This window comes from Pseudomonas zeae (genome assembly GCF_014268485.2).
GTDB lineage: Bacteria > Pseudomonadota > Gammaproteobacteria > Pseudomonadales > Pseudomonadaceae > Aquipseudomonas > Aquipseudomonas neuropathica.
This window is the reverse complement of sequence record NZ_CP077090.1, coordinates 2545311-2558630: the sequence shown is the minus strand read 5'-3', so window position 1 is coordinate 2558630 and position 13320 is coordinate 2545311. Positions and strand designations below refer to the sequence as shown.

General features: G+C 59.2%; 9 protein-coding genes. 5 read left to right on the top strand and 4 right to left on the bottom strand.

The window, feature by feature from the left end:
* From HU754_RS11250 to HU754_RS11240, 3 genes are all read right to left on the bottom strand, one after another.
* Positions 1-3675: a translocation/assembly module TamB domain-containing protein gene (locus tag HU754_RS11250; protein WP_186622579.1), complete on the bottom strand. Its 3675-nt coding sequence runs from the start codon at positions 3673-3675 to the stop codon at positions 1-3.
* Entirely contained in the window at positions 3672-5399 is a 1728-nt protein-coding gene (locus HU754_RS11245) for an autotransporter assembly complex protein TamA (protein ID WP_186622581.1), read from the bottom strand. The genes HU754_RS11250 and HU754_RS11245 overlap by 4 nt, the downstream gene beginning before the upstream one ends.
* 66 nt (positions 5400-5465) lie before the next feature.
* Positions 5466-6116, bottom strand: a complete 651-nt coding sequence (locus HU754_RS11240; protein ID WP_007912451.1) for a GNAT family N-acetyltransferase — start codon at positions 6114-6116, stop codon at positions 5466-5468.
* A 296-nt stretch (positions 6117-6412) separates the two neighbouring features.
* Between HU754_RS11240 and xthA the strand changes: the two genes are divergently transcribed.
* Positions 6413-7225: an exodeoxyribonuclease III gene (gene xthA, locus HU754_RS11235; RefSeq protein ID WP_186622583.1), complete on the top strand. Its 813-nt coding sequence runs from the start codon at positions 6413-6415 to the stop codon at positions 7223-7225.
* Positions 7226-7413: 188 nt separating this feature from the next.
* Complete coding sequence (locus HU754_RS11230; RefSeq protein ID WP_186622585.1) at positions 7414-8748, top strand: substrate-binding domain-containing protein; 1335 nt, start codon at positions 7414-7416, stop codon at positions 8746-8748.
* Between the two features lie 119 nt (positions 8749-8867).
* On the opposite strand, the gene HU754_RS11225 is transcribed toward HU754_RS11230, so the two are convergent.
* Positions 8868-10097 carry an acyl-CoA dehydrogenase gene (locus tag HU754_RS11225; protein ID WP_134178261.1) on the bottom strand — a complete coding sequence of 410 codons (1230 nt, stop codon included), beginning with the start codon at positions 10095-10097 and terminating at the stop codon, positions 8868-8870.
* 171 nt (positions 10098-10268) lie between these two features.
* Between HU754_RS11225 and HU754_RS11220 the strand changes: the two genes are divergently transcribed.
* From HU754_RS11220 to HU754_RS11210, 3 genes are all read left to right on the top strand, one after another.
* The gene (locus HU754_RS11220) at positions 10269-11198 is read left to right on the top strand and encodes a LysR family transcriptional regulator (RefSeq protein WP_016986544.1); all 930 of its coding nucleotides are present in this window, start codon (positions 10269-10271) and stop codon (positions 11196-11198) included.
* Positions 11199-11395: 197 nt separating this feature from the next.
* Positions 11396-11794 carry a MerR family transcriptional regulator gene (locus HU754_RS11215; protein ID WP_007917234.1) on the top strand — a complete coding sequence of 133 codons (399 nt, stop codon included), beginning with the start codon at positions 11396-11398 and terminating at the stop codon, positions 11792-11794.
* 145 nt (positions 11795-11939) lie between these two features.
* Positions 11940-12839: a hydroxymethylglutaryl-CoA lyase gene (locus HU754_RS11210; RefSeq protein ID WP_186622587.1), complete on the top strand. Its 900-nt coding sequence runs from the start codon at positions 11940-11942 to the stop codon at positions 12837-12839.
* Positions 12840-13320: the final 481 nt, after the last annotated feature.

The window sequence follows — 13320 nt, the reverse complement described above, 5'->3', positions numbered from 1 at the left end:
CTAGAAATCGCGCTTGTAAAAGATATCCAGCGAACTCGCAACGCCACTCGCCGCCTCGACATAGACCTTCTTGCTCAGCTTGTAGCGCAGCGCAATGGTGCTGGCCGGTTCAAACACGCCAACGCCATAGCGCAAGCTGAGCTTCTCGGAAATATTGCCGCTGGCGACCACGCTGGTGGTGTTGCCGCTGCCCTGGGTGTCGAGCTGGAAATCCTGAATGCCCAGATCCTTGGCCAGACCGCTGGTGACCCCGGAACTGCCCATCAAGCCCAGACCCAGCGCTGCTTGCGCGAGCATGTTGTTGTCTTCGCCGTTGGTGCTCAGCGGACGGCCGAGGACCAGATACGACAACGCCTGCTCCTGACTCATCGCCGGCTCGGAGAAGATCTGCGTAGTCGGCTGCTCGGCACTGCCGCTCAGGCGAATACCGGCGATCACGTCGTCGGTCTGGCGGATCGCTTCGATGTCCAGATACGGCTGATCGAGGGGGCCGGCGAACAACAGACGCGCACGGCGCACTTGCAGGCGCTGACCGTAGGCACTGTAGCGGCCGTCGTTGAGCCACAGTTCGCCACGGGTGTCCATGTTGTCGCCGATGTGCACATGGCCTTTCACGTTGGCGGTCAGGCCGAAACCGGCGAAAGCCAGTTTGTCTTCGCCGACCACCACGTCGATGTCCATTTTCATCGCCATCGGCGGTTTGCCCTCTTCGGTCTGCGCACCGACGATGATCGTGTCATCGGAGACTTTGACCGTTGATGGCGGCAATTCGCGCACGGTGATTTCGCCTCGCGGAACCTGCACCTTACCGGCAATCGCCAACTCATCGCCGGCCATGGAAATCTTCAGATCCGGGGCCACTTCCAGCTTGGCATACGGCTCGACCGTGACTGGCAATTGCGTGCCCTTGAGCGCCAGATCGACCACCAGCGCCTGCCCCCAGGCGACGTTACCGTTCAAGCTGCCCTGCCCGCTCTTGCCGCTTTTCCAGCCGCCGTCGAGGCGTACCGATTCGCCGGCAATCAGGGCGGTGAGTTGCAGATTCTGCAGCTCCATCGGCAACTCGGCGCCGGACACTTCGCCATCGCTGAGTTGAACGGTGCCGTTGACCAGCGGCGCGAGCAATCCGCCGGAAATCGTGCCGCTGCCATTCAGGCGGCCGGTGAGTTTTTCAACCATCGGCACAAACGGCCGCGCCACCGACAGATCCAGCCCGCTGAGGCGGAACGAGCCGCTCAGTGGTTTGTTTTTCGGCAGTGGATTGAGCTGCGCCTGCAGCATCAATTCGCCGAGTTTGCCGCCGACGAAATTCAGCTCGGTGTCGACGCGTTTTGGCGTGAGTTTACTGGTGAGTTTCAGGGTCTGGTACGGGAAGTCCAGCCACTGATCCTTTTCCTTCATGCGCAAGGTGCCGCCGCTGGCGTCAATGCTGACAACACCGTTCGGGCCGCTCGCTGGCAGATCCAGTTGCAGATCGGCGTTGAGCTTACCCTTCCAGGCAAAGTCTTTCGGCAACCACTGCGCGAGGCTTTCGATCGGGAATTGCTTGAGGTGGTAGCGCAGTTTCGGCTCCGGCATCAGCCGTTGATCTTCACCGCACAGGCTGGCGTCGCCGGACATCCAGCAATGCGCGCCAAAGTTGATTTTGCCGTCTGCCAGACGTTCGAGCTTGGCCGGGCTTTGCAGTTTCCAGTCCTGGCCACCGGCCTGAATATCGCCACTGCCCAGACGACCACGCCAGTTGCCCTTGTCCAGATTGCCATCCAGACCGAGGGCTAGTTTCAGTTTCGGCCCGATCAGATCGAGGTCGAGTTTCTGCTTTTTGATGTCGCCTTGAGCGCTGGCGGTCAACACACCCAGATTGGTGTCGCCGGCCTGAATGCCGCTGCCTTTCAGATCGATCTTTGCCCGCTGTGCGCTGTCGAGAGTCGCATCGAGGTTGAGGCTTTGCAGGCGATTGTCCTGGAAGGCCAATTGCGAACCTTGCAGATCGAGTTTGCCCTGCGGTGCTTTCAACGTGCCGGCGACATTGACCTGACCGTTGACCTGCCCGCGCAATTGCGGCCAGAGCTGGGCCAGTCGCGACAGCTTGATATCGATCTGCCCGGTGAGTTTCTGTTGCAGACTGCCCTTGCCGCTGATGCTGTTGTCGCCGAGGCGGATTTGCAGGGCATTCAGATTCCACTGTTCGCCAGCGCCATCGGCCTTGGCCTGGAGGATCGCCGGTTGCCCGCGCAGTTTGCCTTTCAAGTCGAGGTCGGCGGTCAGGCTCAGGCGTTCATTCTTCATTTCGCCTTGGCTTTTCAGCGGCCCGGCCAAAGTGCCCGGCAACTCGGCGACCCAGTACGCCGGGTTGAGCGCCGACAGTTCCAGCGCTGTGTCCCAAGCGATGCCATCGGCGAACTGCACATTAACGTGCCCTTCAGCCTTGCCCTGCCCGGCTTGCATTTTCAATTGCGGCAAAGCGATCTGTTTAAGGCTGCCGCTGAACGGACTGCTCAGGGTAAACGCGCCCGCCGGGCCATCCAGTGCGGCGGCGAAGTTGCCGAGGTACTGACCGTCGGTGTAGGAGACTTCGCCCGTGAAGGTACGCAAAGCGACCTCAGGTTCGTCGATTTCGTTGTAGAGCCGATGCCACGGAAAGTCCTGCCAGTTGATGTTGGCTTGGGCGCTGAGGCCTTTGCTCCAGTCAACACTGCCGGTGAGTTTCAGGCTTTGCTTGTCGTTGGCCGTCAGGTCGAGACCGGCAATCTGCGCGCCACTGGCGTCGACTTTGCCTTGCAGCAACAGCGCGACCGGACCTTTGTCGGCAGGCAGCGTGGCGTTGCCGTTGAGCTGGTAACCGCTTTTCAGGTCACCCTCACCGGTCAGCACCAGTTGGTTGAGTTGCAGGGTGTCCGGCAGGTCGGCGCTCGGTTTGAACGCCTCGCTAGTGATGCGCACCTTGGCTGGCAGGTTCTCCGCCAGCGGTTGCAATTCACCACTCAACTGGCCGTCGAGGTAACCCCGGCTGTCGGCATGCAGGTTGAGGGTTTTCAACAGGTCACCGTCGATCTTCAACGCCAGCGTCCACGGCCCCGTGCCCGGCGACGGCAATGTCAGGTCGCCGCTGATGTTCAGCGGCCAGTTGCCGGTCGGCGCGAGTGTGCCGGACAGGTTCAGGCTGAGGTCGTCGCGCTGCAATTTGATGCTTTCAATCTGCATGCCCTGGGCAGTCCAGTGCGCTGCCAGTTGCAAACCCTTGAGCTGTTCGCTGCCGTTGAACAACAGGCTGCCGACCTGCACGTCGCCCAGCTCGATGGCCACCGGCAATTGCAGATCCGGCAGTTTGATCGGGCCGCTTTCGGTGGTTTCTTCGCTCGGTGGAAATTGCAGGATGACCTGATCAGCCTTGAGCTGTTCGATGCACAGGGTCATGCGCGTCAGGCACAGCGGCGACCAGGCGAAGATTGCCTTGTTCAGCTCGACGCGGCTGCTGTCCTGCTGCCACAGCAGATGATCGGCACTCCATTGCCCGCCGAGGCGACCCTGGAAATTCTCCACCGTCAGCCCCGGCACGAGCCCCAGCACCCAGCGGCTGCCGGCCGCCGTGCCGAGTACGGCGGTGACACTCAATACAATCAACAACACCAGCGCCAACAACGCCAGCGCCGTAATTTTCAAACCACGCTTCACAGCTCAGGCCCCATGGAAAAGTGCAGCCGGATGCCGCCATCGTCGTCGAGTGCGTGGGCCAGGTCGAGGCGGATCGGCCCCACCGGCGAGACCCAGCGCACACCAATGCCGACCCCGGTCTTGAGGTTCGGCAGTTCGAGTTTATTGAAGGAGTTGCCTTGGTCGACGAAGGTCGCCACACGCCATTTTTCGGCGATCGAGTATTGATACTCGACGCTGCCGGCGACCATGTAGCGGCCACCGATGCGATCACCCTTGGAGTTTTCCGGGGACAGGCTCTGATAGTCATAGCCGCGCACACTCTGATCGCCGCCGGCAAAGAAGCGCAGCGACGGCGGCACCGAGTTGTAGCCGTTGGTGGCGCTGCCACCGACCTGCACGCGACCAAGGAAGCGATGTTTGTCGAACACCGTGGTCAGGCCTTTGACCAGCGCGGTGCCATATAAAAGGTTGTTGTCCGAACCGAGGCCTTCCTTCGCCACTTTGCTTTCGAAGCTCAGGCGATAGCCGTTGTGCGGGTCGATGCGGTTGTCGCTTTTCAGGTACGAGTAACTGATGCCGGGCATCAGCAAGGTACTCAGGCCGGAGTCATCGCCGAGTTCATATTCTTCACGCTGCCATTTCAGCGAGATCACCCGCTGCCAGCCGCTCGGTAATTTGCTGTGCCATTCCGGGCCGAAGGTCAGCAGTTTGCTCAGGGTGTCGGAGCCGTCGATGTCTTCGAATTGATAGCCGCCGGCCCAACGCAGTTTGTCGGTCAGTGGCGGGTCGAGCGGGATGTCGTAGAACAGCCCGACGTTTTGCCGAGGTGCCGAGAGTTCGGCTTCCCAGCCGTAGCTGTCGCCCTGCGGGTTGACCCAATGGCGCGTCCAGTTGGCTTTGATGCGCGGGCCGACGTCGGTCGAATAACCAAGGCCCAGGCCCATGGTCCGTGGCTTGCGCGTGTCGAGTTTGACGTCGACCGGGATCACATCGTTCTTCGCGGCGGTCGGTGCGGCATCGACGCGTATGCCTTCGAAATAACCGCTCGATTGCAAATCACGGTTCAGCTCTGCGATCAGCTCGGAATCGTAAGGCTCGCCTTCCTTGAACGGCACCATGCGTTGCAGCAGGTCTTCGTCGAACGGCGTGTCACCTTCGAATTTGACTTTGCCCAGCGCATAACGCGGGCCGCTGTCGTAGATCAGTTCGATGTCAGCCACCCCGGCACGCGGGTCGACCATGAGTTTTTGACGGGTGAAATGGCCACTGAAAAAACCGAAGCGCGAGGCCTGATTCTGAATAAGTCTTTTGGCGTCTTCATAACGCCCATGGTTGAGCACCGCGCCGGACTTGAGCGCGTCGCTTTTCGGTACACGAAAGGATTTGAGGGAGGCAGCCGGGCCGTCGACACGAATGGTGACGTTGCGCAGATGAATCGGCTCGCCGGGATCGATGTTCAACACCAGGCGCGGTTTTTCGCCGCCCTTGACGCCACTTTCGATCTGCGGCTGGTAGTAGCCCAACGCCTGAGCCGCTTTGCGCGCCTGCTCTTCGGCACCGCGACTGAAGCGCTGCAGGGCTTCTTCGTCACGGTCGCCGAGACTGCCGATATAGCCTTCTATATTGGCCTTGAGTTCATCGTTGGACGGTTTGATCCGCACATCCAATTCACTTTGCGCCAGTGCCGCACAGCTGGATAACAGCAAGAGCACGCCACTGGTAAATCTTCCTGGAAACTTCATAGGCGCGGATGCTATCACGGGCTTGGGAGCGTGATAGAACAGGAAATTTCCCAAGAAGTTCGATTGTCATGCTGTTGCAGTTTGTAACACCTGCGGATTGGCGTGGAAAAATACGTGTTCGCGCACCGGGCCGACGGCAACTTCGCCGATCTCTTCGTAACCCTGTCTTTTGTAGAATTCCAGATATCGTGGGTTGCCAGTGTCGAGCACTACGCCTTGCGAGGTTTCGTCGACGGCGCACCAGTTGTGTACGGCGGTCAGCAGTTGCTCGCCGAAGTGTTTGCCCTGGAACTGCGGGTGAATGCCCAACAAGGGAAGCATGTGCACGGAATCGCTGGGCACACACGCGGCGACGGCGTCGTGGTATTCGAGATAGCGCCGAGTGCAGCGAAAACCGGTGCTGAGCACCATGCGCAAACGCCACGCCCAGCTTTCGGTGATGCCCAGGCGTCGTTGCGGTGGCGCGATCAGGGCGATGCCGATCAGGCGGTCGTTGACCAACAGGCCGATGGCGGGCAGGTCCTGCAGAAAGTGTTGCTTGACCAGTTCCCGCACCGTCGCCCGCACCCGTTGCTCGTAGCCGGGGCGTTCGGCTTCGAACAGGTAGCCGAAGGTCGGTTCGTGGCGATAGGCCTGATAGAGCAGCGAGCGGGCTTCGCGCGAGTAGCCGCGATCGAGCATATGAATGTCGGCGATGGCGGTCTGTGTTTCAGGCATGACGGTGAATCTCCCCGGGGCGCGTGCAAATGGCGGCGCTCTTGTTGGTACGAACCTTTTGCGGGTGGCGTGGTTCCCCACAGGTATAGACCAACCTTGGATCTTCAGCGATTTTGCCGCCCCCTTCGCGAGCAGGCTCGCTCCCACAGGGGAACGCGATCAAAATGTGGGAGCGAGCCTGCTCGCGAAGAGGCACTTACAAGCGACACAAATCCCACAGACCAAAATGATTTCTCCCACACTGGCCCATCTCCCCCATGTCAGCTAGCATCGCCTTTTTGCCAGGACTGCCGACCATGAAGATCGTTTCCTTCAACATCAACGGACTGCGCGCCCGTCCGCATCAGCTGGCAGCGCTGATCGAAAAACACCAGCCGGACGTGATCGGTCTGCAGGAAACCAAGGTCCACGACGACCAGTTCCCGCTCGAAGAAGTCCGCGCCCTCGGCTACCACGTGTATTTCCATGGCCAGAAAGGCCATTACGGCGTGGCCATGCTCTCGCGCAAGGAGCCGATCGCCATCCATAAAGGTTTCGCCACCGACGAAGAAGACGCTCAGCGTCGCTTTATCTGGGGCACGTTCGCCGACGCCAATGGCGTACCGGTGACCATCATGAACGGCTATTTCCCTCAGGGTGAAAGCCGCGACCACCCAACCAAGTTCCCCGCCAAGCAGCGTTTCTACAGCGATCTGCAAGCGCTGCTGGAAAGCCAGTTCCACAACGAGCAGCCGCTGGTGGTGATGGGCGATGTGAACATTTCCCCGGAGGACTGCGACATCGGCATCGGCCCGGACAACATGAAGCGTTGGCTGAAAACCGGCAAATGCAGCTTCCTGCCGGAAGAGCGCGAGTGGATGGTGCGCCTGAAAAACTGGGGTTTGACCGACAGCTATCGCCACTTGAACCCGGATGTGACTGACATGTTCAGTTGGTTCGATTACCGCAGCCGTGGTTTCGAGGATGAACCGAAGCGCGGGCTGCGCATCGATGTGATTCTGGCGTCGCATGGTTTGTTGCCGCGGGTGAAGGCAGCGGGTGTCGACTATGAATTGCGCGGGATGGAAAAACCGTCCGATCATGCGCCGATCTGGTTGGAACTCAGCTGATCCCTAGCCTTACGCAATACCTGTAGGAGTGAGCCTGCTCGCGATAGCGGTGAATCAGACGACATAAATGTTGACCGGTACACCGCTATCGCGAGCAGGCTCACTCCTACATTGAATCGGTGTCATCTTTCGGTCATGCGCCTGACTTAATCTCCCCGGCAATCCCCTTGGCTTGATTCGGTGCCGGCATGACCCTGCGTGTTTTGTGCGTGTTTCTCTTGAGTGCATGGCTGACGGTTTCTGCCGCCACCCTGCCCCTCCCTGAAAACGGCCCGGCGCTGCGCATCCAGGGTTCCAACACCATCGGCGCCGAACTCGGCCCAGCACTCGTTGAGGGCCTGCTGCAAGAGCAAGGCCTGCTGAAAATCCACCGCGAAACCCCGGACACCGCCAACGAACTGCGCATCGTCGGCCAGACCAGCGAAGGTAAACGCGTGGTCGTTGAAGTCGCCGCCCACGGTTCCAGCACCGGTTTCACCGCGTTGAAAAATGCCAGCGCCGACCTCGCCGCGTCTTCCCGCGAGATCAAGGACAGTGAGTTACAGACCCTGCAATCACTGGGCGACCTGAAAAGCCCCGCCGCCGAGCAAGTCATCGCCATTGATGGCCTGGCGATCATCCTTCATCCCGACAATCCGCTGCAGCAACTGGACACCGAGCAACTGGCGCGGATCTTCGCTGGCGATGTGAAAACCTGGGAAGACCTCGGCGGGCGTGGCGGTGCTATTCATTTATATGCGCGCGATGATCAGTCCGGCACTTACGACACGTTTAAGGAGTTGGTCCTGAGTCGTCGTGGGAAAAGTCTGAGCAACGCGGCGAAAAGGTTTGAGTCCAGCGAACAGTTGTCCGACGCGGTGAGTAGCGATCCGCAAGGCATCGGTTTCATCGGTTTGCCCTACGTGCGTCAGGCCAAAGCCGTGGCCATTGCTGATGGCGCATCGCAGTCGATGCTGCCGCTCAACAGCCTGATCGCTACCGAAGACTATCCACTGTCGCGGCGGTTGTTCTTCTATCTACCGCCCGAAAGCAACAATCCTTGGGCGAAAGCCTTGGTGACGTTTGCGCAGAGCCGTCAGGGCCAGGCGATTGTCGCGGCAAACGGTTTTATCAGCCAGACCGTGCATGCGATGAGCGTCGCGCCGAATGCACTGATGCCCGAGGGCTATCAATCCCTCAGCCGTCACGCCCAGCGTCTGACGGTGAATTTCCGTTTTGAAGAAGGCAGTGCGAAGCTGGATAACAAGGCGCATCAGGATCTGGCGCGAGTGTTCGACTATATAAAGCGTCATGACAAGACTGAACGCGCGGTGACCTTGGTCGGGTTTGGTGATGCCAAGGACGACCCGGCACGCGCGGATCTGCTGTCAAAGCTGCGGGCGATGGCGGTACGACGGGAGTTGGTGAAGAACGGCGTGGTATTGCGTGAGGTTCGTGGCTTTGGTGCGTTGATGCCGGTGGCGGCGAACAATGTCGATGAGGGGCGGATCAAGAATCGGCGGGTTGAGGTTTGGGTGTATTAGCCCTACCCGATCGTTCCCACGCTCTGCGTGGTAACGCCGCCATGGACGCTCCGCGTCCACTGTGACGCAGAGCGTCACAGGATGCATTCCCACGCAGAGCGTGGGAACGATCAGGTGGATCAGCGCTCGCTACGCAACATTTCCTTCGGCACATATTTGCCGATCTCGAATTTGCCGATCGCCGCGCGGTGCACTTCGTCCGGGCCGTCGGCCAGGCGCAGGGTGCGTTGCATGGCGTACATGTAGGCCAGGGGGAAATCGTTCGACACCCCGGCCCCACCATGCATCTGAATCGCTCGGTCGATCACCCGCAACGCGACGTTCGGCGCAACCACTTTGATCTGCGCGATCTCGCTTTTCGCCACTTTGTTACCGACGGTGTCCATCATGTACGCCGCCTTCAGCGTCAGCAGACGTGCCATGTCGATTTCCATCCGCGAGTCGGCGATCTTGTCGACGTTACCGCCCAGACGCGCCAGCGGTTTACCGAACGCGGTGCGGCTCACCGCCCGTTTGCACATCAATTCCAGGGCCCGTTCAGCCATGCCGATCGAGCGCATGCAGTGGTGAATCCGGCCTGGGCCAAGGCGACCTTGAGCGATCTCGAAGCCACGGCCTTCACCGAGCAAAACGTTTTCGTACGGCACACGCACGTTGTCGAACAGCACTTCGGCGTGGCCGTGCGGAGCGTCGTCGTAGCCAAACACCGGTAGCGGACGGACGATTTTCACCCCGGGGGTGTCGACCGGCACGAGGATCATCGAGTGCTGCGCATGGCGCGGCGCATCAGGATTGCTCAGGCCCATGAAGATGAGGATTTTGCAGCGCGGATCGCAGGCGCCGGAGGTCCACCATTTTTTACCGTTGATCACCCACTCGTCACCATCACGCACGGCGCGGGCGGCCATGTTGGTCGCGTCCGAAGAGGCAACGTCCGGTTCGGTCATGGCGAATGCCGAGCGGATTTCACCGCGCAACAGCGGTTCGAGCCAGCGCTGTTTCTGTTCTTCGTTAGCGTAGCGCACCAGCACTTCCATGTTGCCGGTGTCCGGCGCCGAGCAATTGAACGGTTCCGGCCCGAGCAGCGAGCGGCCCATGATTTCCGCCAATGGCGCGTATTCGAGGTTGGTCAGACCGGCACCGAGTTCCGACTCAGGCAGAAACAAATTCCACAGACCTTCGGCCTTGGCCTTGGCTTTGAGCTCTTCCATGATCGCCGTCGGCTGCCAGCGATCGCCTTCGGCAACCTGGCGTTCGAACACCGCCTCGGCCGGGTAAACGTAAGTGTCCATGAACGCGGTCACGCGCTCACGCAGTTCTTGCACCTTGGGCGAATAAGCGAAATCCATGATCAATTACCTTCTTGGGCAGAGGTTGTTTAAGTCATGCAATCGATGCTAGAACAGCGTTGATAATTTACCTAGCCTATTCTCGGCGTGTATAAACATTCATCACCGATATATGATCGGCTGATTGCCAGCCCTTAAAACACTGCCCTAAATAACAAGAGAAGCCGCGTTATGAATCTGAGTAAGGTCGACCTCAACCTTTTCATCGTCTTCGACGCGATCTACACCGAAGCCAACCTGACCCGCGCCGGGCAGATTGTCGGTATCACCCAGCCGGCGGTGTCCAACGCCTTGGCGCGGTTGCGCGAAACCTTCAACGATCCGCTGTTCGTGCGCACGGCTCAGGGCATGGTGCCGACGCCGATGGCGCAGAACATCATCGGCCCGGTGCGCAACGCTTTGTCGCTGCTGCGTGTGTCGGTTCAGGAAAGCCGCATTTTCAACCCGGCGCAAGCGGTCAAGACTTACCGCATCAGCATGACCGACCTCACCGAGGCAGTGATTCTGCCGCCGCTGTTTCAGCGCCTGCGCCGCTTGGCGCCAACGGTGATCATCGAAAGTTTTCTGTCCAAGCGCCGGGAAACCACCAAGGAACTGGCGGCCGGGCGCCTGGATTTTGCCGTGGATGCACCGCTTAACACCGACCCACAGGTGCGTCACGTCAAGCTGATGGAAGACCGTTACGTGTGTGCGATGCGCAAGGGCCATCCGATGGCGGGCAAGGAAAAACTCTCACTGGATGACTATCTGTCGCTGACGCATATCCATATTTCCAGTCGCCGCAGTGGCTTGGGTTATGTCGATCTGGCGCTGGGCAAAATGGGTATTCAGCGAAAGATTGCCCTGCGTTCGCAGCATTACTTGATGGCGTCGCAGGTGATGCAGCAAACCGACATGGTCATGACCGTGCCGGAGCGCTTTGCCCGTCGGCATGAACTGCAGGCGTTTAATTTGCCGGTGAATGATGTGCCGCCGGTGGAGACGCATCTGTATTGGCATGAAAGCACCGATCAGGATCCGGCGAATCGCTGGATGCGCGAGCAGATGATCGAGTTGTGCCAGCAGGTGACGGCGCAGGAGAAGAAGCTGGATAAGGTGTAAGAATTACACCGCATTATCGTTCTTCGCGAGCAGGCTCGCTCCCACAGAGGATTGCTCTCCGACTGAAGTAATGCGGTCGAATGTGGGAGCGAGCCTGCTCGCGAAGAGGCAATCAAATGCAACACAAAATCATCCTTCTTGACGTAAACGTCAACCTGCCATTAGCTTAGCGCCAAGACCTTTTTCCGAGCGCTTCCATGAGCAGCCAGACTTACAGCATCTCCGACCTCGCCCGCGAGCTGGACATCACCACCCGGGCGATCCGCTTTTATGAAGAGCAAGGCCTGCTCAGCCCTGAGCGCCGTGGCCAGGAACGTATCTATTCGCCACGCGACAAGGTCAGTCTGAAGCTGATCCTGCGCGGCAAGCGCATCGGTTTCTCGCTGGCCGAATGCCGTGAACTGATCGAGCTTTACGACCCTTCCAGCGGTAACACCAAACAGCTCAACAGCATGCTGGCGAAAATCACTGAGCGCCGCGAGCAGTTGGAACAGCAGTTGCTGGATATCGAACAGATGAAACTGGAACTCGATACCGCCGAAGAGCGTTGCGTGCAGGCGCTGGAGCAAACGCTCAAGAGCCAGCAGGCTATCTGACAAACAACACAAATCCCCTGTAGGAGTGAGCCTGCTCGCGATAGCGGTGTATCAGTCAAGCAATTTTCATCTGGCACTCCACGATCGCGAGCAGGCTCACTCCTACAGGGGTTCTCCACGAATTCAAAAGAGCAGGTCAACCGCCATGTCCCTCCCCTCCCAAATACGCCTGATCGAAGTCGGCCCGCGCGATGGCCTGCAGAATGAAGCCCAACCGATCAGCGTCGCCGACAAGGTGCAACTGGTCGATGCACTCAGCGCTGCCGGTCTTGGCTATATAGAAGTCGGCAGTTTCGTTTCACCGAAATGGGTCCCGCAGATGGCGGGTTCGGCCGAAGTGTTTGCACAGATCCAGCGCAAGCCGGGCGTGACCTACGGCGCACTGGCGCCGAACCTGCGTGGCTTCGAAGATGCCATCGCCGCAGGGGTCAAGGAAGTCGCCGTGTTCGCGGCCGCCTCCGAAGCATTCTCGCAGCGCAACATCAACTGCTCGATCAGCGAAAGCCTGGCGCGCTTCACACCGATCATGGAAGCCGCAAAGCAGCACGGCGTTACCGTGCGCGGTTACGTGTCCTGCGTGCTCGGTTGCCCGTACGAAGGCACGGTCGCGCCGGAACAAGTGGCGATGGTCGCGCGCGAGTTGTATGCGATGGGCTGCTACGAGGTCTCGCTGGGCGACACCATTGGCACTGGCACTGCGGGCGCGACTCGGCGCTTGTTCGAAGTGGTGTCGGCGCAGGTACCACGGGACAAACTGGCCGGGCACTTCCACGACACCTATGGGCAGGCCATGGCCAATATCTACGCCAGCCTGCTCGAGGGCATCTCGGTGTTCGACAGCTCTATCGCGGGCCTCGGCGGCTGCCCGTACGCCAAAGGCGCGAGCGGTAACGTTGCTACTGAAGATGTGGTGTACCTGCTCAACGGCCTGGGTATCGAGACCGGTATCAACCTGGACGCCTTGATTGCTGCGGGTCAGCAGATCAGTGCGGTGCTGGGTCGCCCGAGCGGTTCGCGCGTGGCCAAGGCTCGTAGCGCACAGTGAGGGGGGAAGGTGTTACCGCTGTGTCCGGAATGTGGGTTCAAGCGAGTAACACGGAAACAAATTGTCTGGTTTCGCTAGAGTGAAAATTTGCTTAAATTCTCAAGTCATTGATTTATAAGGATTTTTAAAAGTTGGCACGGCTTCTGCTATCTCTATGGCATAACAAGAATAAAAAGCAGCAAACCAATAAAAATAAGACGTACCGACTCTGACATAACAAAAACAACACGGCAGAGACGCAGCTAACAGATTTTTTTGGAGAAGGTGTGCTTTTCAGGGTGCTCTCAGGAGTGACCCGCAACCGGGCAGAGAACAATAAAACTACCTTCAGGTAGCTCCCGAATCGGTTGGATCGCTTAGCGAGAAAGTAGATCAGCGCTCAAAAAAATACGTTTGCTCTTGACCCCGGATGGGGGTCGCCAAAAACAGCGGTAAAGGGCCACGGTTGCCAAAAACAACAACAGACCGACCCTCAATAATA

Coding starts and splice junctions, on each gene's coding strand:
- HU754_RS11240 (WP_007912451.1), bottom strand. CDS start 6,116: ATGCCTGAAACACAGACCGCCATCGCCGACATTCATATGCTCGATCGC.
- HU754_RS11225 (WP_134178261.1), bottom strand. CDS start 10,097: ATGGATTTCGCTTATTCGCCCAAGGTGCAAGAACTGCGTGAGCGCGTG.
- HU754_RS11230 (WP_186622585.1), top strand. CDS start 7,414: ATGACCCTGCGTGTTTTGTGCGTGTTTCTCTTGAGTGCATGGCTGACG.
- xthA (WP_186622583.1), top strand. CDS start 6,413: ATGAAGATCGTTTCCTTCAACATCAACGGACTGCGCGCCCGTCCGCAT.
- HU754_RS11220 (WP_016986544.1), top strand. CDS start 10,269: ATGAATCTGAGTAAGGTCGACCTCAACCTTTTCATCGTCTTCGACGCG.
- HU754_RS11210 (WP_186622587.1), top strand. CDS start 11,940: ATGTCCCTCCCCTCCCAAATACGCCTGATCGAAGTCGGCCCGCGCGAT.
- HU754_RS11245 (WP_186622581.1), bottom strand. CDS start 5,399: ATGAAGTTTCCAGGAAGATTTACCAGTGGCGTGCTCTTGCTGTTATCC.
- HU754_RS11215 (WP_007917234.1), top strand. CDS start 11,396: ATGAGCAGCCAGACTTACAGCATCTCCGACCTCGCCCGCGAGCTGGAC.